General features: G+C 45.8%; 26 protein-coding genes. 11 read left to right on the top strand and 15 right to left on the bottom strand.

Annotation, left to right across the window (positions count from 1 at the left end; all coding sequences use genetic code 11):
• The first annotated feature begins 26 nt into the window (after positions 1–26).
• The gene (locus tag JFQ59_RS05775) at positions 27–1280 is read left to right on the top strand and encodes a bifunctional L-myo-inositol-1-phosphate cytidylyltransferase/CDP-L-myo-inositol myo-inositolphosphotransferase (protein ID WP_202319466.1); all 1254 of its coding nucleotides are present in this window, start codon (positions 27–29) and stop codon (positions 1278–1280) included.
• On the opposite strand, the gene JFQ59_RS05780 is transcribed toward JFQ59_RS05775, so the two are convergent.
• The gene (locus JFQ59_RS05780; RefSeq protein WP_202319467.1) at positions 1277–2899 is read right to left on the bottom strand and encodes an AMP-binding protein; all 1623 of its coding nucleotides are present in this window, start codon (positions 2897–2899) and stop codon (positions 1277–1279) included. The genes JFQ59_RS05775 and JFQ59_RS05780 overlap by 4 nt on opposite strands.
• 114 nt (positions 2900–3013) lie before the next feature.
• Between JFQ59_RS05780 and JFQ59_RS05785 the strand changes: the two genes are divergently transcribed.
• Entirely contained in the window at positions 3014–3412 is a 399-nt protein-coding gene (locus JFQ59_RS05785) for a hypothetical protein (RefSeq protein WP_202319468.1), read from the top strand.
• Here the strand turns inward: JFQ59_RS05785 and JFQ59_RS05790 are convergent.
• The 3 genes from JFQ59_RS05790 to JFQ59_RS05800 form a co-directional block, all read right to left on the bottom strand.
• Positions 3391–4272 (bottom strand): tetratricopeptide repeat protein, encoded by an 882-nt coding sequence (locus JFQ59_RS05790; RefSeq protein ID WP_202319469.1) that lies wholly within the window; start codon positions 4270–4272, stop codon positions 3391–3393. The two genes, JFQ59_RS05785 and JFQ59_RS05790, sit on opposite strands and share 22 nt — an antisense overlap.
• Positions 4273–4313: 41 nt before the next feature.
• Positions 4314–5459 (bottom strand): acyl-CoA dehydrogenase family protein, encoded by a 1146-nt coding sequence (locus JFQ59_RS05795; protein WP_202319470.1) that lies wholly within the window; start codon positions 5457–5459, stop codon positions 4314–4316.
• 71 nt (positions 5460–5530) lie between these two features.
• Positions 5531–7027 (bottom strand): Na+/H+ antiporter, encoded by a 1497-nt coding sequence (locus JFQ59_RS05800; protein WP_202319471.1) that lies wholly within the window; start codon positions 7025–7027, stop codon positions 5531–5533.
• A gap of 112 nt (positions 7028–7139) precedes the next feature.
• Between JFQ59_RS05800 and JFQ59_RS05805 the strand changes: the two genes are divergently transcribed.
• From JFQ59_RS05805 to JFQ59_RS05820, 4 genes are read left to right on the top strand one after another with little or no spacing between them, the layout of a single operon-like run.
• Positions 7140–7712, top strand: a complete 573-nt coding sequence (locus tag JFQ59_RS05805) for a CBS domain-containing protein (RefSeq protein WP_202319472.1) — start codon at positions 7140–7142, stop codon at positions 7710–7712.
• A gap of 12 nt (positions 7713–7724) precedes the next feature.
• Positions 7725–8603, top strand: coding sequence for a CBS domain-containing protein (locus JFQ59_RS05810; RefSeq protein WP_230972329.1), 879 nt, complete (start codon positions 7725–7727; stop codon positions 8601–8603).
• Positions 8600–9745 (top strand): RNA ligase, encoded by a 1146-nt coding sequence (locus JFQ59_RS05815; RefSeq protein ID WP_202319473.1) that lies wholly within the window; start codon positions 8600–8602, stop codon positions 9743–9745. The genes JFQ59_RS05810 and JFQ59_RS05815 overlap by 4 nt, the downstream gene beginning before the upstream one ends.
• A 5-nt stretch (positions 9746–9750) precedes the next feature.
• Positions 9751–10761 carry a DUF1464 family protein gene (locus tag JFQ59_RS05820; RefSeq protein WP_202319474.1) on the top strand — a complete coding sequence of 337 codons (1011 nt, stop codon included), beginning with the start codon at positions 9751–9753 and terminating at the stop codon, positions 10759–10761.
• Between the two features lie 208 nt (positions 10762–10969).
• Here the strand turns inward: JFQ59_RS05820 and JFQ59_RS05825 are convergent, their stop codons facing one another.
• From JFQ59_RS05825 to JFQ59_RS05850, 6 genes are all read right to left on the bottom strand, one after another.
• Positions 10970–11752, bottom strand: a complete 783-nt coding sequence (locus JFQ59_RS05825) for a glutaredoxin domain-containing protein (protein ID WP_202319475.1) — start codon at positions 11750–11752, stop codon at positions 10970–10972.
• A complete protein-coding gene (locus JFQ59_RS05830) occupies positions 11749–11961 on the bottom strand; it encodes a hypothetical protein (protein WP_202319476.1) in 213 nt (70 codons plus the stop codon). Before JFQ59_RS05830 ends, JFQ59_RS05825 begins: the two co-directional genes overlap by 4 nt.
• Entirely contained in the window at positions 11958–12359 is a 402-nt protein-coding gene (locus JFQ59_RS05835; RefSeq protein ID WP_202319477.1) for a hypothetical protein, read from the bottom strand. Before JFQ59_RS05835 ends, JFQ59_RS05830 begins: the two co-directional genes overlap by 4 nt.
• Before the next feature lie 22 nt (positions 12360–12381).
• A complete protein-coding gene (locus JFQ59_RS05840) occupies positions 12382–13077 on the bottom strand; it encodes a hypothetical protein (protein ID WP_202319478.1) in 696 nt (231 codons plus the stop codon).
• A 133-nt stretch (positions 13078–13210) separates the two neighbouring features.
• Positions 13211–13777, bottom strand: a complete 567-nt coding sequence (locus JFQ59_RS05845; protein WP_202319479.1) for a hypothetical protein — start codon at positions 13775–13777, stop codon at positions 13211–13213.
• Positions 13778–13816: 39 nt separating this feature from the next.
• Positions 13817–14830: a zinc dependent phospholipase C family protein gene (locus JFQ59_RS05850; protein WP_202319480.1), complete on the bottom strand. Its 1014-nt coding sequence runs from the start codon at positions 14828–14830 to the stop codon at positions 13817–13819.
• A gap of 191 nt (positions 14831–15021) precedes the next feature.
• On the opposite strand from JFQ59_RS05850, the gene JFQ59_RS05855 reads away from it, so the two are divergent.
• Positions 15022–15750, top strand: coding sequence for a helix-turn-helix transcriptional regulator (locus JFQ59_RS05855; RefSeq protein WP_202319481.1), 729 nt, complete (start codon positions 15022–15024; stop codon positions 15748–15750).
• On the opposite strand, the gene JFQ59_RS05860 is transcribed toward JFQ59_RS05855, so the two are convergent.
• Positions 15725–17134: an NAD(P)H-hydrate dehydratase gene (locus JFQ59_RS05860; protein WP_202319482.1), complete on the bottom strand. Its 1410-nt coding sequence runs from the start codon at positions 17132–17134 to the stop codon at positions 15725–15727. The two genes, JFQ59_RS05855 and JFQ59_RS05860, sit on opposite strands and share 26 nt — an antisense overlap.
• Positions 17135–17183: 49 nt before the next feature.
• Between JFQ59_RS05860 and JFQ59_RS05865 the strand changes: the two genes are divergently transcribed.
• Genes JFQ59_RS05865 through mdh form a run of 4 tightly spaced genes read left to right on the top strand, consistent with a single transcriptional unit; the run spans position 17184 to position 20701 of the window.
• Entirely contained in the window at positions 17184–18449 is a 1266-nt protein-coding gene (locus JFQ59_RS05865; protein ID WP_202319483.1) for a serine hydroxymethyltransferase, read from the top strand.
• Positions 18446–19399, top strand: coding sequence for an NOL1/NOP2/sun family putative RNA methylase (locus JFQ59_RS05870; RefSeq protein WP_202319484.1), 954 nt, complete (start codon positions 18446–18448; stop codon positions 19397–19399). Before JFQ59_RS05865 ends, JFQ59_RS05870 begins: the two co-directional genes overlap by 4 nt.
• A 41-nt stretch (positions 19400–19440) precedes the next feature.
• A complete protein-coding gene (locus JFQ59_RS05875) occupies positions 19441–19785 on the top strand; it encodes a methyltransferase RsmF C-terminal domain-like protein (protein WP_230972330.1) in 345 nt (114 codons plus the stop codon).
• 31 nt (positions 19786–19816) lie between these two features.
• Positions 19817–20701 (top strand): malate dehydrogenase, encoded by an 885-nt coding sequence (mdh, locus tag JFQ59_RS05880; RefSeq protein ID WP_202319485.1) that lies wholly within the window; start codon positions 19817–19819, stop codon positions 20699–20701.
• A gap of 6 nt (positions 20702–20707) precedes the next feature.
• Here the strand turns inward: mdh and JFQ59_RS05885 are convergent, their stop codons facing one another.
• The 4 genes from JFQ59_RS05885 to icd all read right to left on the bottom strand — a co-directional run bounded on the left by JFQ59_RS05885 (position 20708) and on the right by icd (position 24070).
• A complete protein-coding gene (locus tag JFQ59_RS05885; RefSeq protein WP_202319486.1) occupies positions 20708–21049 on the bottom strand; it encodes a hypothetical protein in 342 nt (113 codons plus the stop codon).
• Positions 21050–21193: 144 nt separating this feature from the next.
• Positions 21194–21895, bottom strand: coding sequence for a UPF0280 family protein (locus JFQ59_RS05890; RefSeq protein ID WP_202319487.1), 702 nt, complete (start codon positions 21893–21895; stop codon positions 21194–21196).
• A 1-nt stretch (position 21896) separates the two neighbouring features.
• Positions 21897–22835 (bottom strand): NAD(P)/FAD-dependent oxidoreductase, encoded by a 939-nt coding sequence (locus tag JFQ59_RS05895; protein ID WP_202319488.1) that lies wholly within the window; start codon positions 22833–22835, stop codon positions 21897–21899.
• Complete coding sequence (icd, locus tag JFQ59_RS05900) at positions 22832–24070, bottom strand: isocitrate dehydrogenase (NADP(+)) (protein WP_202319489.1); 1239 nt, start codon at positions 24068–24070, stop codon at positions 22832–22834. Before icd ends, JFQ59_RS05895 begins: the two co-directional genes overlap by 4 nt.
• Between the last annotated feature and the right edge of the window lie 34 nt (positions 24071–24104).

Genomic DNA, 24104 nt, shown 5'->3' on the forward strand with positions numbered 1-24104 from the left:
AAATCTTTGCAGTTAATGAACTGGCGATGAAGGCGGTCATACTTGCCGCTGGATTGGGCACAAGGCTTGGTGGAGTTCCAAAGCCACTGGTCAAGGTTGGCGGGCAGGAAATACTACTGAGAACGATGAAACTCCTTTCACCATACGTTTCAGAGTTCGTAATCGTATCAAGCGTATACGCAGAGAGAATTAATGAATTTCTCAGAGATAAGGGATTCAAATACACCATCGTAAAAAACGAGAGCCCGGAGAGGGGGAACGGCTATTCGCTTTTAATTTCAAAGGATTTCGTGGATCGTGACTTCATTCTCGTGATGGGAGATCATATTTACAGCAGAGAGTTTATAGAGGAGGCAGTAAAAGGAAGGGGACTGATCGCTGACAGAAGCCCGAGATTCGTTGAGATCAAAGAGGCAACAAAAGTTAAGGTTGATGGTGGCAGGATTGAGGACATAGGAAAAGAACTGGAGACGTTTGATTGCGTTGACACGGGGTTCTTCATCCTAGACACAAGCATATTCAACGTTGCGGATGAACTGAAGGAGTTGAATGAAATTCCGCTCAGTGAAGTTGTGAAGAGGGCAAGATTGCCCGTTTCGTACGTTGATGGAAGGCTGTGGATGGATGTGGATACCAAAGAGGACGTGAGAAAGGCAAACAGGCTGCTGATCAAAACTGCCGTTAAGGGTGAAGGGGATGGTTTCATTTCCAGACACCTAAACCGGAAGATATCAACAGAGATATCCGCAATGGTCGTCAACAGGCTTAATCCCTCCCATATGACGGTGATATCCTTTCTGACAGGCATAATCTCCTCTCTATTCCTGTTCTTCAACGTCCCGTTAGCAGGATTCATGTACCAGTTCTCTTCAGTTCTCGATGGATGTGACGGTGAAATCGCCAGAGCCTCAATGAGGACGTCGAAAAAAGGTGGTTACGCCGACTCGATCCTCGACAGATTCGTCGACTTCCTGTTTCTGGCAATATTGGCAATCCTATATCCCGAAAATCTGCAGATAGGACTGTTTGCCATATTTGGAAGTATTATGGTAAGTTACTCCACCGAGAAGTACAAGGCAGAGTATGGGGAGAGTATATACAGAAAAATTAAAAAAATGAGGTACTTGCCAGGAAAAAGGGATGAAAGGATTTTTCTAATAATGATTTTCTGCCTTCTGGCATATTTCGGAAAATTCTGGATCCAACTGATGTTCTGGTCTATAGCAGTTCTGAGCATCTTGAGGGTTCTGGCCACACTTTTAATTGTTGTAAAAAGCTAACTCTTCATCTCCTTTTCCCTTAAAATCCTCCTTAACAGCTTTCCTGAGGCTGTTCTGGGCAGCTCATCAACAAACTCCACTTCTCTTACCCTTTTGTATCCCGATATTCTCTCCCTTACCCACTCTATGATGGACTGTTCGTCAATCTTTCCCCTGTACTCCGGTTTAAGAACGATAAAAGCCTTTGGTATCTCTCCCGCCTCTTCATCTGGCTTGCCTATCACAGCAACATCCATTACTGCCTCATGTTTCATCAGCAAAGCCTCAAGCTCGAATGGAGCGATTGTGTACCCCTTGTACTTTATAACTTCCTTCACCCTGTCCTGAAAGTGCAGAAAACCCTCATCATCGATAAAACCGATATCCCCTGTCCTGAAGAACTTTTTCCCATTAGCATCGTACCACCAGCATTCTTCATTCTCCTTCTCCCTTTTCCAGTACCCTCTAAACACATTTGGTCCTCTTATCACTATTTCACCACTCTCCCCAACACCAAGTTCCCTTCCGTCCTCAAGAGATATTATTTTCAGCTCAACATCCGAAAGCGGGATGCCCTGAGTTGTGCTTTTGTCCAGCCTGAGAGCAGGATTTGTTGTCGTCATCGGACTGGCTTCTGTCATTCCCCATATTTGATTGTGTTTGAGCCTCGGATTGTTGCACTTCTCCGCAGCAACCTTTAGAAGCCTCTCCACCAGTGCCGGTGCTACAGGCCATGCTCCGGTTGCAAATGTCTTCAGATAGCTCCAGTCATATGTTCTGTTGCTGTTTTCGATAGTATTGACAAGCACGTTAAGAGCCGGTGGAACCGCCCAGGAAAACGTCCCCCTGTACTTTTCGATGTTCTCCGCCATGAGCTCAGGATTGAACATTCCCATTACGACGTATTCATTTCCTACAGTCACCATCAGATTGACGAGTCCGAACTCAGCAGAATGGAACATGGGCATGCAGCCAACAATTGTGTCCATGTGCGATAAGCCTGCCGCAACTGCGAGCTGCAGAGCGTTGGCCGTCAGATTGAAGTGAGTTAGCATTACTCCCTTCGGAAATCCTGTGGTTCCCCCAGTGTATGGCAGGAGCGCTACATCCTCCTCAGGATTTACCTTTACATTCTCAAAATCATCGCTGCCCTCATCCATCAGCTCCGAAAGGTTGTTTTCCTCACCACCAACGACAAAAATCCTTTCAATTCTCGTCTTATCAATTACCTGCCTGAAGTTCTCGTAAAGCATTTTGTGCACAACAAGTGTCGTGGCCTCACTGTCGTTGAGTATGTGTTCAAGCTCGAAAGGCTTGTACATTGGATTTACCGGAACGGGTGTGGCTGCAGTTCTCCACAGGGCGTAAACGGTCATAATGTAATCAATGGAATTGGGTATGCAGACCGCCACATGTTCACCTTTTTTAACACCTCTCCTTGAGAATCCTCCTGCAAGCCTTTTCGTAGTCTCCGCAATTTCAACAAAGCTCATTTTCTCGGGGAACTCCGACGGAAACTTCGGCTCTGCAGAAATTATGGCAATTTTCTCACCATACCTATTTGCTGCGCTGTCTATCCTGTCCGCAAGAGAAATTTTCGGGTAATAAAGGCTTGGAAAACCAATTTTGTATCTGAGCATATTAAAAAATAATTGTAAAAATTAATAAGGTTTTTGTAGAGATTGATTGACAACCCAGTACTGAGAGTCAAACAGGCTAAAAACTTATATTTTTCTTAATCCAAAAATAAAGCTGTGAAAGTCAAGGATGCGCCAAAATCTGCAACATCCATCATTGTAAGATCCGCCTCCAACGCAAGAATTTCCCAGTCAAAGATGCCGATGCTTGAGCTTATGCGGCGGATTTTCAGAAAGGAAGAGGTAGCTTTAAAGGCTGTTAAATTTCTCACGCTGGTTGAGGAAAGACAGAAAAGCGGAAAGCCCCTGAAAGTCGAGGAATGGGAGGAAGTTATGGAGGAGCTTGGAATGGTCCGCTCCTCTTTCTATTCAATGAGAAACAAACTCATCGGTGCAGGAATGATATCGATACGCAATGGTGAGTACCATCTTTCAGGAGCATTCAGCAAGGATCTGGTTGATATGGCAAGATGGTGGTGGGTTGTGGTTCTCGGCTACGATCCGGAAAGTCTCTGACTTTCCATCTTCTTAATTCTCCGCTCTATCTCCTCCGCCAGCAGTCTGTCATTCATTGCAAGGTTGTATGCTTCCCTTAGTTTATCCACATCTCCTGTTTCCTCTCCCCACTCCATCAGCATTCTAGAAATTTTCCTCTCAATGCCAGGATACGAAGCGCTCAAAGTCGAATAGATGAAGTAGGCCTTTTCATAGTTGCCCATGGATTCATATATCTCAGCCATAGCAAGCCTTGCCTCAACGGTATCTTTCAACCTTAACGATTCTTCAATTTTCTTTAAACCGGCCTCGGGATTGCTCATCGCCAGTGCTCTGCCCCATTCAAGAAGGACGCTGCTCTTTGCATCAACAACAGCATCTATTCCGGGTAACAGGTCTAGAATTCTAATCGCCCTTCTGTAATCCCCGTCTTCCGAAACTTCCAGGGCAAAGAAAAGCACCTTCCTGATGTATCCCCTGAATCCGAAGTCCTGAAACTCCATAACAAGCTTTGCCGCATCCTCATACTTTCCCTCGACCAGGCGCCTTTCAATTGCTTCCTTTAGCAATAAAAACATGTTCTGGAGAAGTTTTCTTTCATTACATCCCCTCAACTCTCTGAGGGCTGTCAGAAAGATTGCAAAGCATTTGGCCTCATCCTCACCATCAAGATATCTGGACAGTCTTTCGGCAACCTTCGCCACGATATACACGGCAGCAGGAGCGTCACGAAGTAGAATGAGGTACTTACCAACCTTATCAGGATTTTCAAAGATTCTTTTAACGGAATGCATAACTATAGGATCGCTGCTAAGGGCCTTCAGTATCTTCACATCATCTTCATCGATAAAATTGGCAATACTCTCAATGAACTTTTCCATGCGGTTTTTTGGTTAAATATAAATAAAAGCTTTTTTCTTCATCAAAACCGAAGTTTTCCCGAAAGCATTCTTGCGATAATAAGCCTCTGAATCTCGCTTGTTCCTTCGTATATAGTCCCCACTCTGGCATCCCTGTAGTACCTTTCTATGTCGTACTCCTTGCTGTAGCCGTAGCCACCGAATATCTGCAAAGCTTCGTAGGTCACTCTTACAGCGGTCTCACTTGCAAAGAGCTTCGCTGCAGAACTAAAAGCAGGATCGGCCTTACCACTATCTATCATCCATGCAGCTCTGTATACGAGAAGTCTTGCAGCCTCTATGTCCTTCCACATGTCTGCAAGCTTGAACTGAATTGCCTGATGCTCGATCAGAGGTTTTCCGAACGCTTTTCGCTGTTTGGCATATTCCAGTGCCCTTTCGTACGCTCCAACAGCCATTCCGAGCTGTACCGCACCCACAAAAACTCTGCTCTCATTAAAGAACCTCATTAGCTGGTAGAAACCAAAATTCTCATTCCCTATAAGGTTGTTTTCAGGAACGAAAAGGTCTTTCAGGTATATCTCAGCAGTATCGTGGCAGTTCAGTCCCATTTTCTTTATTCTTCTGGCCTCATAACCGTCCCGGTCCGTTTCAACAAGAAACGCAGATATTCCTCTGTAGCCTGCGCTCATGTCTGTTTTGGCCAGAACAACAACCCAGTCCGAGATGCTTCCATTGGTGATGAACGTCTTTGTCCCATTTAGCTTCCAGCCGCCTTCCACTCTTTCCGCCCTCGTTTTTATGGCCTGAACATCGCTTCCAGCATCAGGCTCCGTGATTGCAATCGCTGATGGAGTCTTGCCTTTAACAACGAGTGGCAGGTAATTCTCTTTCTGTTCTTCCGTTCCGAAGTACCTCACCATCGGACAGCCGAGAGAAGCGGTAAGAACTGCCGAACCTATGCTGCTGTCTGCCCTTGTGAATTCCTCAGCGATTATAGCGCAGCCCAAATAGTCCATCTCCGAACCACCGTACTCCTCAGGGATGTCCGCTCCAACGTAGCCCAGTTTGGCAGCTTTCCTGAAAATATCCCACGGATATTCCCCCTTCTCATCATATTCCTTTCCGTAAGGCCTGATTTCTTTTTCCGCAAACTCCCTTACGGCATCTCGAAGAATTCTGTGTTCCTCATCAAACTCAAAGTTCATGATTTTCTTTTCTCTTAACTAAATTTAAAATTTACCACTTTGTGGAATGCAATATAAAATAGAATTACACTCTAACTCTCGTCAAGTCCTGCAATCTCTTCATCAATTTCCCTAAGAACCTCATCCACCACATCAGGCGATACGACGCCCCTTGAGCTGGCCTCCCTCAACGCACTCTTTTTCGCATTCAGAACGTATTTTCTCGCCCTTTTAACAATATCTGAGCCGCTTTCCAGTTTTAGCGTCTCCTGAAGTTCCGCCCTTGCTCCTGCAATCTCTCTGTCAAGATCCCCCATAAGTCTCTCAGCCACAGGTTCAACAACCTTGCCCTCCTCAACCGCCCTTTTCAGCTCATATCTCGCACTTTTTGCAGCTATGTACCTCGCAATTGCCCTCTCAAGCTCTGTTTTCTTCACATCCCTGAATCTCTTTCTGACGAAAATTTCAAGAGTCAGACCCTGCACAGTAAGCGAAAAAATGACGACGCCAAAAGTTATGGTGGAAACCTGGACATTTCCAAAGCTGAGGGCCAGCGCAACCGGAATGACGCCTCTTAATCCACCCCAAAAAACGGTATGCTTCCACAGGCTGGGAAACCTGAGCCACGTCATCACCGGATAAACAACGGCCGCCCTTGCAAGCAGAACGGCAAGTATGGCAACCAGAATCGCTTTCCAGGAATAAAAAATGTTTAAGTGAGTGTTGATACCTATCAGAATGAATACAACCGAATTCACGAGAAAAACAACAACACTCCAAAAATCCATCAAAACTATCCTGGTGGAAGGAGACATGGAAAAAATCCTTCCGTAATTTCCAACAATAAGACCTGCAGAGACGGCAGCTATCACTCCAGAAACATGGAAATTTTCCGCCACAAGAAAACTCGAATAGGCAAGTACTATTGTGATAGCTATCTCAACCATGTGGTCGTCTATTCCGGAAAGAATTCTGTATGCGAGATATCCGAGAACAGCACCAACAATCACACCCCCCGCACAAACCAGAATGAAGTCAACAACACCCGAAAAAAGGTTGAAGCTTCCGCTCTTAAGCATTTCATACATTATGGCAAAAACCACAACCGCTGCACCGTCATTCAGTACACTCTCACCCTCTATTATCGCAGACAGCCTTTTTGGAGCTGAAATCGACTTAAATGTGGCCAAAACCGAAACAGGATCTGTAGGAGACACTATCGCACCGAGAAGAAGAGCAAGTTCAAGAGGGAATCCGCAGAAGTAATGTAAGGCGTAACCGACTACCAGGGTTGATACCACAACTCCAAAAAAGGCCATGGTTGAAACTGGCTTAAGGTTCTCCCTCAACTCATGGAGGTCCATATTTAAGGCGGCCTCAAAAAGGAGGGGTGGAAGAATAACAGTAAAAACCAGTTCTCTTGTAAGTGGAATCTCCGGAAGTAATCCAGAAATGCCTACAAAGAAACCAGCAACTACAAGAGCAATTGTGTAGGGAAATTTTGTAAACTTTACAGCCACTGCAACGACAACAGCAATCATTAAAAGCTCCACAAACTCCACAACAATTTCATTCAGATCCACAAACATGTTTACTATCTCTGATTTAAAAAGTTAAGCCGTGACATTCAGTTCTGAAATTGCAGACAATATCAAAAAAGCTTTTAAAACACTCGAAGAAGTTGTGTTTGAGGTGGGCACAATGCAGTCAGACATTCCAGTAAAAGAAGTGATGACAACAGTTGTCTGTACCGTCAAAATGACGGATAGCGTTCATAATCTGGCCAAAAAACTCGTAGAATACGGTGTTGGCAGCGCTGTTGTTCTCGATAATGGACTTCCTGTTGGAATTGTGACAGAAAAAGATCTCATTTCAAAAATAGTTGCGAGAAATAAAGTACCGAGCGAAGTTATTGTAGAGGAGGTTATGTCACAGCCGGTAATCACAATCAATCCGAATACAAGTCTTAGAGAAGCGGCCAGAATTATGATGAAAAGAGGTATAAGGAGACTGCCTGTTGTAAATAACTCCGGCGAACTTATCGGGATAATAACAGACAACGACATACTCAGCGTCTCTCTGGATCTTGGTGAGTTCGCCTCCCTCATAACCCAGGACGCAATAGGCTACTCTTCCCAGGTCGTTGAAGGTCCTGTTATCGAAGAAGAAGAGGATACTGGTGGTATCTGCGATAAATGCGGGAAGTACACCGATAAACTCTACAGCTACAACGGGCTCAGGTTGTGTGAAGATTGTGCCGATGCCGAGAAATAGGGGTGATCCGTTTTGAAAAACAAAAAACCTGGAAGTGTAATGGATATTGCCACAAAAGAAGTTTTCACTCTCCCTCCGACCTCAACCATAATGAATGCGCTGAAAACCATGATTAGGGAGAACTTCAGGAGGATTCCCATTGCAGATGCGGGCACGAAAAGACTCGAGGGGATCATATCCGCAACAGACTTTGTGAACTTGTTTGGAGGGGGAAGTAAATTTGGAATTGTAAGCGGAAAGTATGGCGGTAATCTTGCCGCCGCTGTTAACAGCGAGGTTGAAAAGATTATGGAATCAAAGGTTGTTACAGTAGACTACACCGCATCATTTGAGGATGCGGTCGAAATTATGTTTGAGAAAAAGGTTGGTGGATGTCCCATCATAAATGAAGACGAAAAAGTCGTAGGGATTATTACGGAAAGAGACGTGCTGAACTATCTTGGTCGCAATGGAGATCTGGATGGAATTGCATCGGAATATATGACGAACAGCGTTGTAACTCTCAAACCCAGAGAGTCCATAGAGAAGGCGATGAGGACCATGATAGAAAAGAAGCTCAGAAGACTGCCAATTATAGATGACGGCATTCTCGTTGGGCTGATAACTGTAAGGGAAATTCTCAGATACTTCGGTACTGGAGAGGCTTTCAGAATGCTCACGAGTGGAAATATAAAGGAGGCAATAGAAAAGCCAATTTCAACAATCCTCACCAATGACGATATACTCGTTTACAAGGATATTCTGACCTTTCCAAAGGATACAAGTATTTCACAGCTCGTTAGAGCGATGATTGATAAGGGATATGGCGCCGCTCTCATAGTCGAGTCAGGAAAGCTGGAAGGAATCATAACAGAGAGAGATTTAATCAAGTTCCTATATACAAAATCATGAATTTTATCGCAAAGGCTCTCAACCTATCCTCTTCTGCAGCCGCAAGACTCGAAGAAAGGAACATCCTCAGAAAAGCTTTCATAAAGCATCCCTTTTTTTCGGACATTGTCGAAGCTTTCAGGCTTGATAAAAAATTCGGACACTATGAAGACGGCACAGTTATTGTAAAGGCACAGGATGGGTTGAGAGTTTTCAGGGGATTTCCGAAAATAAAGCGCATTCTGACGATCAATCCTGCCCTCAAAAGGCACTTTGGCAGCAGAAAAATTGCGCTGGAAGAGAAAATGAACGGATACAACGTCAGAATTGTTAGAATTGGCGAGAACATCTACGCTATTACCAGACGTGGGTTGTTCTGTCCATATACAACCGAGAAGGCAAGAGAAGCTTTCACCCATGATTTTTTTGACGACTATCCGGATCACATGCTCTGCTGCGAGGCTGTTGGGATCGCTTCTCCCTACGTTCCAAACGAGGTTTACGGCATTGAGGGACTCGATTTTTTCCTTTTTGACGTGAGACACTCCAGTACAAATGAACCCGTTGAAATTTCAGAAAAGATTGAAATCGCAAAAAGATACAAACTAAAATTGGCCAAGATACTCAAGTTTTCGACCCCGGATGACTTTGAAAGTATAAAAAAGGTCGTTGGCCAGCTCGATAAAAATGGAAGAGAGGGAATCGTTTTCAAGGATGTGAAAATGGAGCTTCAGCCGCTAAAGTATACGACAAGTTACGCAAATGCCTCCGATCTCAGATATGCTTTCAGATTCTTTGGTGAATACTCAAGAGATTTTATGCTTGCGAGGATAGTTAGAGAGGCTTTTCAGAGCTTTGAGTTCGGAGATGACAAGGAAGAGTTCGATGCCCGATGCCTGAAAATAGGAAAAGCGATTTTAGAGCCCATGGTTGAAAGCATAAAGAGATGCAGTCAGGGTGAATCGATATATGAAGAGAGCGATCTGATATTCTCCAGCCAGGAGGTTATCGAGCTTTTCAAAATGCACCTGAGATTCCTTGGCATTGACTTTAAGGCTGATGTGAGCAGAGAGGATGGCGGGTACAGGGTAAAGTTAAAAAGGGTTATGAGGAGTACAACTGATAAGATAAATGGAATACTGGAAGGCCGAACCTGGAAGTAGATAGAATGATAACCGCAGGAATTGATCCCGGAACCGGGTCGTATGATGTGGTAGCTCTGGAAGATAGAAGGGTAACCTACAGGGCCACAATACCAACCAGGGTTGTTAGAGAAAGACCGGATGAGCTGATAGCAGCACTTGAGGATTCGGGGGCTGAAGTTATTGCAGGACTCTCAGGCTACGGTTTACCGGTAAAGAAGTTCTCTGAGCTGGACGAGGTTGATGTTTTCCTTATGACACTGAATTTTGACAGAAAAAAGGCAATAGGTCTGAGAAGTCTTGTTGAAATGGTCAGAAAAAAAGATGTACCATTGTACACCGTGCCTGCTGTGATACATCTACCAACTGTCCCATCGTGGAGAAAGATGAACAAGATAGACCTTGGCACTGCAGACAAGCTGTGTTCAGCCGTTTTAGCCGTTGCCAAGATCTCAGAGGATGAAGAAATCACAAGGTTGAATTTCGTACTCGCTGAGGTGGGTGAGGGGTTCAATGCATTTATAGCCATTAAGAACGGCAGAATAGTGGATGGAATGGGGGGGACAACATCCTTTCCCGGATACACATCCATTGGTGCCCTTGACGCTGAGCTTGCCTACCTCATCGGAGAGTTCCCCAAGTCCATGATCTTCAGCGGTGGTGTGAAGAGCTACGCAAAGGAATGGGGTCTCAACGATTCAGAAACACTGGACGTTCTGGCAGAGTACGTGATGAAGGGCTTGAGATCAATGGAAGTATCGGTAAATCCGGATTTCTACGTTCTTTCAGGAAAGCTGGCAGGTGATTTGCTCAGAAGAATACGGGACAGAAGCGGAAAGGATGTAATGCTGCTGAGAGGGTTTGGGAGAGGAAAACAATCCGCTCAGGGGGCAGCGGTCATTGCAAATGCCATTGCGGGTGGGGAGTTCAGGGAGATTGTGGACTACATGCGAATTTTAGAGGCGAAAGGAACGGTGCTGGACTACATAACCTCCGACATCATGGAGTATCTCAGAAGGGGGATGGAGAGGTTTTGATTAAACCTTTTACCAATATACCATGGAGGTGCGTAAGCCCAGACTGTGGTTGTCACAAAACAGGAGCAAACAACTTCGGTATTGGTGATTTTCAAACCATTACGAGTTTTTTTTTGGCTAATCTGTTCCCCCAAACTAATCATCTGGTGTAATGTCCATCATGATTGCATCGTCACTAGTATCACAACACTCCTCAGCATCACCGGCACTACTCCACTTTCTGCATGCACCACTCACCGAATCCTTCCCTGACGTTCTTCTCCCCAACAAAGACCGTGGTGTTCAGTTCATTGATGGAAACGATGGTGGGGACGAACACGACGCCGTACCTCTGCATAACTTCCACGCAGTCGGCAGTCATATTGCTGACGTTGCAGTAAGTGATGTTGCACATCTCAACCAGTGATTTTACTTTGCTACAGTGCGGACAATGCGGAGAGAAGAAGTAGTAAACGCCTTGTAGCATGCTTTCGTTTTCGTGCAGGAGGTCGTAGATAGCGGACCTGTTTATCTCCGCATCGTTGATGCTGATGCTGACGTATCTGGCAACCACAATCGTCGAGTTCCGCTGCACCACCGCAATTTTCTCAGGAAGGGTGTGGTTGAGTTGTATCACAAAGCTGAGGTCTCCGGAATTTGCTATCAGCTTTCCGTCATCAGCTTTGAGGCTCATGGAGTCAAGGTTGTTGAGCACAGCAACAAAGGGGTCGATCGTATCGAAGTCGTCTTTGCTTGCGGCAAGCTTGAACATCCTACCTTCACTCACGATGGTCTTGGTCCCGTTGTCTATTAGAACTGCAGTCCCGTTCTCGATCTTCAGAACCCTGTCCGGCTTCACGTAGGTTACTTCGGCTCTGTAACTCTTATTACCCACAATGTAGATCACGTCAGCTTTGAAGGAGTTTATTTTGTTCCAGTAGTCGTCCACTTGGGGCTGCGCTACACACCCCGCCACGGCTGCGATGAGAAAGAGTATCACAACGCGCCTCATCTTGCCACCACACTGAGGGCAGCCGTGTAGATTATGAAGCCTGCAATGTATATAGCCGCAAGGTCGCGTTTCTCCAGTCTGCCCTCCGCCAGAACAACATCTAAGGACAACAGAGCAGAAGCTATGGTCGTTTTCCAGACTGTTCGGTAGGAAATGAAGATGCAGAACGCCGCAATCGTCGTTAAAAGGTGTGCTACGAACCTCTTCACACTTCCACACCCCTGTAGATTCTGAAGACGTCGTAGAGGACGAGGAGCAGGGAGATGGCTATTCCGGCGTAGAAGATCCGCGAAGACCAGGTTTCGATGAAGGCACTCGCAATCATTGCCACCATCAGGACTATCGCACCAATTCCGGTGTAGAACAGGGTGCTTGCAGGTCTCGACTTCCTCTCGATTACAGTTTTGGTCAGAATTGTGGCAAACGCTGTTATCCACCACATGACAAAAGATCTCAGTCCGATAGTTGTCAGAGCGTCTTTCGTGTTCTGTTTTAGTGGAAAATTGTTAATCGAGATAAAGCACATTGCTGAAATTACCAGGGAAATGAATGCTACTATTCCAAGCGTTTTTGTGACGGGATGTATATCCTTTCTGAAAATTGCCATGTTCTCACCAGATGGGGAAAATTCAACATAGGTGTGCAGCTTTGCATGCAGCATTAGCGCCTTGATCGCAAGCCCGATCTATGCCATACTCACATATGATCGTGCAGGTGATTTCGCAGATTCCTGCTGCGATGGGATTCTCTATTAGAGCTACGCATATCTCTCCACAAGTTTCTGCACATGCTATGATGCCTCCTGCCGCTGTAGAGCATAATTTTGAGACTACTGCCTTGCAGATCGAACACTTGTCTGGCAACCAACCAGAGGTATGGACAAATTTCTTTGTCGAATATATCTCCCCACCAGTAGCGTAATATATTCTGACGACCTGTCCGTCCAAAATGCCAATCACCGTTGCTTCCCCATATCTGTTCTTGATGTACACCAGCAGACCATTTTTCTTACCTTTCAGTGGAACTTTGACGATTTCAGTCGTCACACCCCTGTGACTGACAACCTGCACGATGGCCTTGCTGTAAACCGGTTTCAGGTTCAGATCGCTGAGATGCTCTCTCAGCATTAAAGAATCCTTGCCGTTGAACACCTGTACGGCTTTAAGGTAGGCGATGGAACCTCGCACGATCGAACTCTTCACGTCGTTCGGAATTGTAACCACACCCGAACAGCTCGGGCAGGAGTTGTTTTCTTCAGCCGCCACCGGCATCACAGCACTCCCGACTAAGACCAGAACTAACATTAAGCTCACCAGTCTTTTCATACCATCACCTCATCAACACTGTGGCTATTTAGCACCATACCACAATGCGCAACATTAAGAGTGGTTGGACTGTAGACGACATCCGTCGATATGCAAACTTTCCTGCCCTTCATCTACCAAAGGCTGGACAATCTTAAACGACCATGCACGCAACGGTGTAGTTGTTCCACCCCTCCTTCAAGGTAACCTTGTCCAGATGACCGTTGAGCCAGAAACCCCAGACGTAGCCCGTATGCATCGGCAAAGTCAGGCCAGACCACTTCGCCCAGATCTCGAACTTTAGGCTGACTCTGTCTGCATCTCCGGACATGTAAGCGTACACTTCAGTAGGCTCGTAGTACGATTTGACCTCTGCCGTACTCGGTTTGACGACATCGAGCTTGCTGAAGATCGGAACTCTGTGCGAATAGTAACCCATCACCGTTGTTCGATTTTTTGTTACGATCTTGAGCATCTTTCCGTGCTCGGTCTCCACAATCTCCATAACTTTCGTCCCATTCACCGCAAGGTTTTCCATAACATCGTGGATGGTTCCATCTTCCTTAAGCACTACCGGGACGTAAACCGTCACAGCTTTACTGCAGTTCACAGGCTCGACTGTAACGCGATACTCGACGATGTTGACCTGAGCTTGGCTGAGAACGATGATGGCGGCAAAGATAACAGCGGCAATAGCAACAATCCGGAAATTGGGCAGCATCCGATTCACCACCTATTAATAAAAATTTTAAGAAGCTTATCATTTTTCCATTTTCCCCCCTACCTTCTCAGCCAGTGCGTTCGCATACAATTTACTGAGTTCATCACCGCTTATCTTTACTTCGAACCAGACTGTGTATACTCCCGTCTTTTTGTCGAACTTGCCATGCGGAACCAGAACACCATCTTTTATCAACTCACGTCCTACCTCCTTCTTTATTTCCACGATTTGGCGATCGATCTTGGCGATTTTTTCCATTTTTTCCATCGAAGATTTTGCCATTCGCAGATTCGTGAGATAATTGTACGACGCATCTATCGACGCTTGCCACCATTTTTCGTAATCCCCAAAAGTGGCCTTAGCTGCAAGATATTTATCCCAGCTAAAAGACATCTGCTCTGCTACAATTTCTGCCATCAACTCTGTAAACTCCCGGTTTATCTGGTCCTCCGTCGGAATCGGGAAATCACCACCGTATCGCTTTTTGTATTCCTGTACAACCGATTTTATGAAGGACGAGTACACTTTAAACTCCCACGGCCAAGGTGCAGCTCCATTTTTCTCGTAGTAAGTAATGCAATCTATGTTGTACTCCACAAACAGGTGCTGAGGAAGGTTGCTCGGTTCAACACCCTTGTATTCAAGATAGGACTTCCCGTGAGGATATGCCGGAGTTACCCATGATGGCTTCCATCCGTGGATGTAGTAATCAGACACGTGATGTGTCAACCACCCTGCCGTATAGGCTATTTCTTGATCCGTCGAAGCCCTTTGCCACACGAAACGGTTGAATCTCTCGTCATAGTGGAAGAGTTGAGCCAGTTTGCTCCATCCCTGCGGTACTGTTACCCCGTCTTTGCCTACGAATATGTCCGGCACAACAGCACCGTTTATGGAGTCGATTTTGTAAAGATATACCTGCCGTGGAAGTCCGCTTCTATCAGCCAGTTTCTTTACGATGCTGTAATGCGTCGGTCCACCCCAAGCGATTACCGGACCAAACATACTCCCGACTAAGACCAGAACTAACATTAAGCTCATCAGTCTTTTCATACCATCACCTCATCAACACTGTGACACGCTTAAACACGTGATATTTAAACTTTTCTACAATTAAATAAAAACTTAAACTTAATTTATTTTTTAAGTAAGTAGCTTAAAAATTCTTGAAAAGTTAAATAGCAAGCTTAAATTTATATAACAGAGCAAAAAAGCTTTAAGTTGGTGCATGCTACTTGCACTCAATGTTGCCGCCAAGGAAGCGTGAGATCCTGCATATTTTATCAAAAGCTCCACTGACGAACTCTGAAATTTCGAAAGTGGTTGGTATAACCCCAGCAGCGGTTTCGGATCACATGAGAAAGCTTGTTGGTGATGGACTGGTTGAGAAAACCGGTAAAAAGTTCACCCTGACCCCCAAGGGTCTGATCACTCTCCACACTTCAGAAATTATTGAAAGTACGCTATCTGCGATCGAAAAAGATAGAGAATTCTGGGAGGAGCACGATCTGACGGCAATTCCATCGCACCTTCTCTTGAGGCTCGGAGAACTCGGGAACTATGAGGTGATAAAAAGTGGAGAAAACGAAATTCTGAAACACAAGGAAAGGTTTACCGAAGTCGTGAGAAAATCGAAGTGGATCAGGGCAGTTTTCGGCTTTTTTCTCCCCGACTACCCGCCCCTCCTCACCAGAGTATCTCAACATACGGACATATCGGTCGTTGTCAGCAGAGACGTTGCAGTGAAGCTGGAAGACCATCAGGATATTTTGAAAAGTTTCAAAGGAAGGCTGTTCGTTTGCGATAACATTAAGCTCGTCTGCATAGCGGGCAGCGAGGGACTGTGTCTGGGCTTGTTTCTGAAAAATGGCCAGTACGATGTTCGAAGGGGAATAATCAGCCACGATAGCAGTGCTGCGTGGTGGGGAAGAGACCTCCACGCTCATTTCATTCGATACTCATACACCTTTTGAAAGCCTGTGGTAAGGCCGTAATCACATCCGTTGCTGTAAAGTTGTACGCCTTTTCATCGAAACAGATGTCCCCTGCCAAACCTGTGACGAAAGCTGCCGAGCATGCAGCGTGAAAGGCATCGTCATTACAGAGTGTTGCCCCGCAAACTCCCGCTAGGACGTCCCCACTGCCACCAACCGTCATCCCCGCATTCCCGCTTCTGTTTATCTTGATCCTCTTCCCATCAGTAATGTAATCCTCCCGACCTTTAAGAAGAATCACACATCCAGTTTGCCTTGCCCTCCTCATCAATGACTCTTCGTCCATTTCTTCACCAAAGACCTTTCGAAATTCGCCCCTGTGTGGTGTCAAAATACAATCACAGTCCTCTGGAATCTCCCTGACTATCCCCTGAGCATCGAGAACGGCTTTTTTACAGGTCTTCAACAGCTCTTCGACAAAATCCGGGAATTCATCATTCTCACCTATGCCCATCCCCATTACCACCACATCATGCTTTAAAGCCAGTTTTTCAACTTCTTCAAGGTTTTTCATGGTTATAGCATCTCCTTTCAACCCCCTAACTATCAGATTCGGGCTGTATGATGCTACTATTGACTTTATGGATTCCGGTACAGCAGTTGTAACTATATCCGCTCCTGAATTGTAAGCTGCCAGACTTGCAAGTACAGGAGCACCCGTGTATTCACCTCCGCCGATAACCAGAACCCTGCCATGTTCCCCCTTATGAGCATCATCCTTCCTGAAATAGGAGTGCGCAACATCACCGGGACCGCACAGCCTTTCGAACGATGCCGGAATACCAATATCTTTAACAACAATTTCCCCACATACTTCTTTCGCTTTGAGCAAACCGGGTTTAGCCTTATGAAACGTTACTGTTAGATCGGCCCTGACAACTTCCCTGTACTCTCCAGTGTCCGGGTTTAACCCTGTGGGGACATCAACCGCAACTACGAATGACTCTCCTTTATTTATCATGTCTACTGCAGTAGCGTAGGGTTCCCTCAGCTTCCCACGTACACCCGTACCAAGCATCGCATCAATAACAATATCTGCATCTATCTTATCTGGACAGCCCTGAAAAATTTGCATCCCTGCTTTCTGACATATTTCAAAGTTTTTTTTGGCTATCTCAGTCTTCGGTTCAGTCATCAGATAAATTTCAACATCAAAACCCTTCAAATGCCTTGCAGCGACGAAACCATCGCCTCCATTGTTTCCTCCACCTGTAAAAATAAAAACCTTCCCGTATTCAAATCGACGAACGATCTCCTCAGCAAGACCTTTTCCAGCATTTTCCATCAGAACGAGTCTGCTTAAGCCGTAATACTCGCAGTTTGTATCAAGAATCTGCATATCTCTCGAAGAGATAGTCTCCATGAGTCTACCTTCGCGGAAGCCTTAAATATTTTTGTCGATAGCTGAGGTCATGAACCCCTCAAGAGTTTTCGATATCATTGAGAAACACACGAAAATGATGGAGGACTCTATCCCGCTGATAGCAAGTGAGAACATCACCTCACCGCTCGTAAGGAGGTGTTATGTTTCCGATCTGGGCCACAGGTATGCTGAGGGGAAGGTTGGAGAAAGATTCTACGAGGGTTGCAGCTACATAGACGAAATAGAGCAGATGGCCATTGACCTGACCAGAAAAATTTTTGAAGTCGAACACGCAAACGTTCAGCCGATTTCCGGTGTTGTTGCCAACATCGCAGCGTTTTTTGCGCTCACGAGTGCCGGAGATACTATCATGAGTCTTTCTGTTCCCTGTGGTGGACATATCAGCCATGATACCGTTTCTGCCGCTGGGCTCAGGGGGTTGAGAGTGGTACACTATCCCTTTAACAACGAGGAAATGACCATCGATCTGGACAGAACCGCCGTGATAGCAAGAGAGATCGAGCCAAAACTATTTATCCTTGGTTCAAGTCTCATTCTCTTCAGGCAGCCGGTCAGTGAAATACGGAAAATTGCTGATGAAATCGGGGCGTACGTTATGTATGATGCGAGCCATGTTCTGGGACTGATTGCGGGAAAGTCGTTCCAGAATCCAATCAAGGAGGGTGCAGATGTTATGACCGGTTCAACCCACAAAACGTTTTTTGGACCGCAGAGGGCCATAATAGCGAGCAAAGAGGGTTTGGCAGAAGACATAGACAGAGCAGTTTTTCCAGGTGTTGTCAGCAATCACCATCTCAACACCCTTGCGGGTTACGTCATTGCGGCCATGGAGATGCTTGAGTTTGGGGAAAGATACGCAAAGCAGGTTGTTAAAAACGCCAAAACGCTGGCAGAAGAGCTGTACAATCTTGGATACAGAGTTTTAGGTGAGAACAAAGGATTTACCGAAACACATCAGGTTGCTGTCGACGTGAAAGAACACGGTGGTGGGGAGAGAGTGGCCAAAAAGCTCGAAGCTGTTGGGATAATCCTGAACAAAAATCTGCTGCCATGGGACTCGATTGAAGACACCGAAGATCCTTCAGGAATCAGAATAGGTGTTCAGGAAGTGACAAGGCTTGGAATGAAGGAAGAAGATATGAGAATTCTTGCCAATTTCATCGATGCGGCAATTAGAGAGAAGAAAAGCGCTGCGACAATCAGAGAGGAGATAAAAGAGTTTAAAAAGAATTTCAGGACTGTTAAATACTCCTTCGATGAATTTGATGCATACAGGTTTCCAGAACTGAAATGAGAGTGTGGATAGACCCTGGATCCGGTCCTGAAAAGCTGAGAGAGCAATTAAGAGCGCTGAACAGCGAGCTATATGAGAGATTGATGATGATCGACCCCAGCGACGAATTCATACAGTACATGCTGAAACCACTGAGGAGCAGTGTGAGAGTAAACACACTTAAGGCAGATGCTGAAGTTGTGAAAGAGAACATGAAAGAGGTAATCACTGGGGATGTGCCGTGGTGCCGGGAGGGATTTTTTGTCAGTATAGACGACTTTTCTGCCGTTCCAGAACATCAACTCGGGATAATCTTCTCACAGGAAGCCTCTTCAATGATTCCGCCCGTTGTCATGAGTCCCGAGCCGGGTATGGACGTTCTGGACATCGCAGCATCCCCGGGAGCAAAAACTACGCAAATAGCCCAGTACATGGAAAACAAGGGATGCATTGTTGCCAACGACGTTAAGTACCAGAGAATAAACATTCTGATATCAAATCTGCAGAAATGCGGGGTCTTGATAGCCAAGGTTACGGAAAAGGACGGAAGATACTTCGGGAGGTTCAGAAACAGGTTCGATGCCGTACTTGTCGACGCACCATGCAGCAACATGGGGATGATAAGAAAAAACTACAAAAACATCAGATTGTGGAGGTTAAAGGACTGCTATAGCCTCTCAAAACTTCAGAAAGAACTTCTTCTCGCTGCTTATCGATCAGTTAAACCTGGAGGTGTTGTGGTCTACTCAACCTGTACACTTGAGCCGATAGAGAATGAGGAGGTTGTACACTACCTTTTGAAAAACACCGACGCCGAGATAGAGAACATAAAAATACCCGCACAGAGAACCAGACCTTTTCTGAGGTTTGATGGTAAGGAGTATCTGGAGGAGGTGAGAAGGTGTCTGAGAATTCATCCGCAGGACAACGACACGGAGGGGTTTTTTGTAGCGAAATTGAGGAAACCGTAAGGTCTCTTCTTAAAAAACAGTTTGACGCTGAAATTAACGGCTTGAGATTTAGAATTGGAGGCAAAAACAGAATTTACGCCTACAGAGAGTGCGAATTTGATGAAATTGCGGTACACAGCGGCATGTATTTCGGTACGCTTGAAAGAGATGGTTTGAGACTGTCACTGGACGGGAGCTTCATCGTGGGCAGCAGCGCTAAAAAGAATGTGGTTGAGCTGGATGATACCAGCGCATTTAAATGGCTCACAGGAAGAGATGTCGAGGCAGAAGTTACCGGTTACTGCATTCTGAAGTGGAAAGAACGGGGATACATCCTCGGATGCGGAAAAGGGAACGGAAAACTCATCAGAAACTTCGTCCCCAAGGACAGAAGGATAAAGAAGTGAAACCTTTTAAATACGACAACGATTTTTGTTTATGAAACTTGGATTTGTTGGAGCAGGTAGAGTTGGCAGCACATCAGCGTTCACCTGTCTTCTGAACATGGATGTTGAGGAGATTGCTCTTGTCGATATAGCCGAAGACCTTGCAGTTGGAGAAGCAATGGATCTGTCACATGCCGCAGCGGGAATAGACAAGTATCCCAAAATTGTTGGCGGTAGCGACTACGCTCTGCTGAAGGGCAGTGAAATAATCGTCGTAACTGCTGGACTTGCAAGAAAGCCCGGGATGACAAGGCTGGACCTCGCAACCAAGAACGCTGCAATTATTAAAGACATCGCAAATAAGATCGTTCAGACATCACCCGAGAGCAAGATTCTCGTTGTGACGAACCCCATGGACATTATGACCTACATCATGTGGAAGGAGAGTGGGAAGCCAAGAAATGAAGTTTTTGGTATGGGCAACCAGCTCGATTCTCAGAGGCTCAAGGACAGACTCCACGCAGCGGGCGTCAGGAACATAAAAAGGGCCTGGATAATCGGAGAGCACGGAGACAGCATGTTCGTGGCCAAAAGTCTCGCCGATTTTGACGGAGATGTCAACTGGGAGGAGGTTGAGAAAGATACAAGGTTTGTAGCAGCGGAAGTAATAAAGAGGAAAGGGGCAACGATCTTCGGGCCTGCAGTAGCGATATACAGAATGGTGAGAGCGGTTGTGGAGGATACCGGTGAGATTCTGCCGACCAGCTTCGTGCTCCAGGGAGAATACGGACTGGAGAATGTTGCTGTTGGTGTGCCTGTGAAACTCGGAAAACATGGTGCAGAGTTTGTTGACATGGGTTTAACAGATGAAGAAATTGAAAACCTGAAAAAGTCAGCATCGATTCTCAGAGAAAGGCTCACCGAGCTCGGTTATTAACTATTTTTAAAACAAAAAGTTGCCCAGCATCTTCCAGATGAACTTTTCCATACCTGTCCCGGAAACAATTTTACCTGCAACAAGTACCAATTTCTGAATCAAACCCCCATCTACAAGCATTCTTTGAGATTCTACCATCTCAGCCTTTAAAGATGGATTGGCGTTTATTTCTTCAAAAATTTTGATCGTCAGTTTTAGGGCCCAGCTCAGGAGCACGTTAAAACCTTCTGATATTTTTGCTGTATCCACGTTGGCCACAGCGATAACGTTGTCTGCCGCTTTACCGGCCATTGCACTACTCTGAAGGAACATGTTCAGCGCAGCCGAAAACTTGGCCTCCGGAATCATGGGCATCACCTCATTATTACTATTCTCATCTATTACATAATGTATCGCTCATCGTATATAACTGTTCCCCATTACAACAACAATTATTATAATTAACAACAACAATGTAAGCTCTAAGCAGTGAGTCCACAGTAAGTCCCGAAACTAACCTTTGGTGATGAGGTCTTCACTGCTTCTGGCGGTTACGATCTCCGGCAAATCCCCGGCAAGGGCCATAATTTCATCTTTAATAACTATTATACCCTCTACATGATCCGAATGCTTTGAATAAAACCTGGAAACCACATTCTCAAGTTCTTCCCTGCCAAAATCTCCTATTTCATTGCCCAGTGCCGTGGCAAGAGCGTCTGCCACACTCGGATTCTCTGCTATAACTGTTGCAGCATCGGCATATCCAAAACTGACAGAATGCCCGATCTTCCCGCTGGATGTGCAAACTGCAAGATACTCAACCGGTGGTATTTTTAGAGCAAATTCAGATGGATAGATTCCCACAACAAGTTCCCTGTCTGAATGAATTACTATATCTCCTCCATTATCAACAACTGCAATCTTGGCTCCTGCTTCGATCATTTTTTCAACCGCATATCCTGCAATTGTCCCTGCAACTGCAGCCATCGGTCCAACACCCGCAATCTTCGCAGCAGTGCACATTCTTGATACTATCTCCCCACCATGGCAGTCTATCGGTTCGTAGCTTGTAAGGAACTCCGGATTGAGAGCTATATACTCCTCAATCTCACTTCTGGCCTCAAGAATTGCCTTTACCGCTATCTTATAGCAGTCTTCACTATCCGTAAGAATTGTCACGATCGTTTCCTTGTAGCGAAAACTGAATCTCTTCATATTACAAACCTATCAGCTTTATAAAGTCGGCTACCGTGTGATGGACAGTTCTCCTGTTTTCTCTCGCTATTATCCTGGGGAGAAGTCTGATTGCTGTAAGATAACTTCCCCTGAGCAGTGCATCAACGAAACTCTGCTCCATCTCAACCCAGTCGAGATCCCTGAGGATTCTCTCCTCGTACTCTGAAAGACTTTCTTCGTTCAAGCAGTCGTAGAGAATCTTTGCCGATGCCAGAGCGGGGACATTCCCCTCCCCGGCACCGCTGACGCAACCTATCGCCTCGCCAACTCCAACGACGTTAGCGCTTATGAAAGGCCTGCATTTTGACGGTTGAAGCATTCTGATTTTTGCTGAACACTGGCAAATACTGTCTTCTTTTGCAAAACCAAATTTCTCCCTGAGTCTTCCTATAAATTCAGGTATCCTTTCTTTTTCGACATTTCCAGCACCGATATGCCATCTGCCGTCCCCAAGTGGAAACGCCCACGCATAACCAGTTTTTTCCATCCAGATGTAGATGTTCTCCTCCGCATCATGCTTTTCAATGCACTGAAACGTGGGGAGTACCCTGTCGTTCTCCACCGGAGGCAGGAAGGCCCTTGAAACACCCGTCGCATCAACAATCACTTCCGGTTTGCCCTCAACACTCATCTCCACCCACAGGTCAGACAGAAGTTTTTTCTTGTCGAAGATAACGATATCTCTGTTTTTCATCCACAGCCCATTGGCCACAACGTAATCCGGCTTTAACAGAACATATTCATCTAAATCCAGATCAATTTCAGAGTAAAACCTTTTTGCCTCGCTGTAAACTGTTCCCCAGGCACATCTGCAGTCAGGCTCCCTTCTTCTGTCGTAAATTTTCACATCAAATCCGTTTTTTGATAAAAGATGGTAAAGATAACTTCCGGCGATCCCGGCACCGAAAATCTGAATCATAGCGAGTGGAGGTTTTCAACCACCGCTTCTGCAAACTCTCTCGTTCCAACCTTCGTGCCCCCCATGTGGCGGTGTATGTCATAAGTAACAATTCCGCTGCTTATGGTCATCTCAACTGCCTTCTTTATCATCTCGCTTGCATCCTTCCAGCCTATGTACTCAAACATCAGTGCTCCCGTGAGAATTTCGGCGGTGGGATTCACCTTGTTCTGTCCGGCATATTTAGGTGCCGAGCCATGAACAGGTTCGAAAACACCGATGCCATCTCCGATATTGGATCCGGGAGCAATTCCAAGCCCACCTATGAGCGCTGCGGCTGCATCGCTGAGGTAGTCACCGTTCAGGTTCGGCAGGGCAATAACGTCGTATTCGTCCGTTCTCGTGAGAATTTGCTGGAACATGTTGTCTGCAATTCTATCCTTCACAACAATCTTTCCTTCAGGCTGCTCTCCACCATATTCATCCCACAGCTCGCTTTCGGTTATGCAGTACTCGCCAAATTCCTCCCTGGCAACCTCATACCCCCAGTCTCTGAACGCTCCCTCCGTGTACTTCATTATGTTTCCCTTATGCACAAGGGTAACACTCTTTCGATTGTTTTCAATCGCATATCTTATTGCCATTCTTACCAGCCTTTTTGTGGCGAATTCACTTATCGGTTTTATCCCAATGCCGGAATCCTCGCGAATATTAACTCCGAACTCTGAATTAATGAACCTGATTATCTTCAGCGCCTCCTCACTCCCTTTTGGCCACTCTATTCCTGCATAAACATCCTCAGTGTTTTCCCTGAATATAATGAAGTTGACCTTTTCCGGATGCTTGATCGGACTCGGGACTCCTTTGAGATAGTACACCGGCCTTACGTTTGCATAGAGGTCAAGAATCTGTCTGATCGTAACGTTCAGACTTCTGTAACCACCTCCAACAGGAGTCGTGAGCGGGCCTTTGAGAGCAACCCTGTATTCTCTGATGGCATTAAGAGTATCTTCCGGCAGATGGTTACCGTAAATCTTGTAAGCATCTTCTCCAGCGTAAATCTGAAACCAGACAACCTCCTTTCCAATTTTATCTGCCGCCGCATCAAGAACCTTTAACGCCGCAGGAACAACGTCTTTCCCTGTACCATCACCCTCAAAGTACGGAATAATGGGATTGTCCGGCACAATGAGCCTTCCGTTTTCGTATCTGATTTTCTCCCCGTTCTCTGGAGGTTTGACCTTTTCATACTGCATGATCGCAAGGTATCGTGAGTTTATAAAATTCTTC

Source organism: Archaeoglobus neptunius (assembly GCF_016757965.1).
GTDB lineage: Archaea > Halobacteriota > Archaeoglobi > Archaeoglobales > Archaeoglobaceae > Archaeoglobus > Archaeoglobus neptunius.

Bases quoted from the DNA above. Each gene is read 5' to 3' on its own strand.
- JFQ59_RS05800 (WP_202319471.1), bottom strand. From the start codon at position 7,027: ATGTTTGTGGATCTGAATGAAATTGTTGTGGAGTTTGTGGAGCTTTTA.
- JFQ59_RS05815 (WP_202319473.1), top strand. From the start codon at position 8,600: ATGAATTTTATCGCAAAGGCTCTCAACCTATCCTCTTCTGCAGCCGCA.
- JFQ59_RS05775 (WP_202319466.1), top strand. From the start codon at position 27: ATGAAGGCGGTCATACTTGCCGCTGGATTGGGCACAAGGCTTGGTGGA.
- mdh (WP_202319485.1), top strand. From the start codon at position 19,817: ATGAAACTTGGATTTGTTGGAGCAGGTAGAGTTGGCAGCACATCAGCG.
- JFQ59_RS05870 (WP_202319484.1), top strand. From the start codon at position 18,446: ATGAGAGTGTGGATAGACCCTGGATCCGGTCCTGAAAAGCTGAGAGAG.
- JFQ59_RS05780 (WP_202319467.1), bottom strand. From the start codon at position 2,899: ATGCTCAGATACAAAATTGGTTTTCCAAGCCTTTATTACCCGAAAATT.
- JFQ59_RS05820 (WP_202319474.1), top strand. From the start codon at position 9,751: ATGATAACCGCAGGAATTGATCCCGGAACCGGGTCGTATGATGTGGTA.
- JFQ59_RS05845 (WP_202319479.1), bottom strand. From the start codon at position 13,777: ATGCTGCCCAATTTCCGGATTGTTGCTATTGCCGCTGTTATCTTTGCC.
- JFQ59_RS05795 (WP_202319470.1), bottom strand. From the start codon at position 5,459: ATGAACTTTGAGTTTGATGAGGAACACAGAATTCTTCGAGATGCCGTA.
- JFQ59_RS05890 (WP_202319487.1), bottom strand. From the start codon at position 21,895: ATGAAGAGATTCAGTTTTCGCTACAAGGAAACGATCGTGACAATTCTT.
- icd (WP_202319489.1), bottom strand. From the start codon at position 24,070: ATGCAGTATGAAAAGGTCAAACCTCCAGAGAACGGGGAGAAAATCAGA.
- JFQ59_RS05895 (WP_202319488.1), bottom strand. From the start codon at position 22,835: ATGATTCAGATTTTCGGTGCCGGGATCGCCGGAAGTTATCTTTACCAT.
- JFQ59_RS05790 (WP_202319469.1), bottom strand. From the start codon at position 4,272: ATGGAAAAGTTCATTGAGAGTATTGCCAATTTTATCGATGAAGATGAT.
- JFQ59_RS05855 (WP_202319481.1), top strand. From the start codon at position 15,022: ATGTTGCCGCCAAGGAAGCGTGAGATCCTGCATATTTTATCAAAAGCT.
- JFQ59_RS05805 (WP_202319472.1), top strand. From the start codon at position 7,140: ATGCAGTCAGACATTCCAGTAAAAGAAGTGATGACAACAGTTGTCTGT.
- JFQ59_RS05865 (WP_202319483.1), top strand. From the start codon at position 17,184: ATGAACCCCTCAAGAGTTTTCGATATCATTGAGAAACACACGAAAATG.
- JFQ59_RS05860 (WP_202319482.1), bottom strand. From the start codon at position 17,134: ATGGAGACTATCTCTTCGAGAGATATGCAGATTCTTGATACAAACTGC.
- JFQ59_RS05835 (WP_202319477.1), bottom strand. From the start codon at position 12,359: ATGGCAATTTTCAGAAAGGATATACATCCCGTCACAAAAACGCTTGGA.
- JFQ59_RS05825 (WP_202319475.1), bottom strand. From the start codon at position 11,752: ATGAGGCGCGTTGTGATACTCTTTCTCATCGCAGCCGTGGCGGGGTGT.
- JFQ59_RS05850 (WP_202319480.1), bottom strand. From the start codon at position 14,830: ATGAAAAGACTGATGAGCTTAATGTTAGTTCTGGTCTTAGTCGGGAGT.
- JFQ59_RS05885 (WP_202319486.1), bottom strand. From the start codon at position 21,049: ATGATTCCGGAGGCCAAGTTTTCGGCTGCGCTGAACATGTTCCTTCAG.
- JFQ59_RS05840 (WP_202319478.1), bottom strand. From the start codon at position 13,077: ATGAAAAGACTGGTGAGCTTAATGTTAGTTCTGGTCTTAGTCGGGAGT.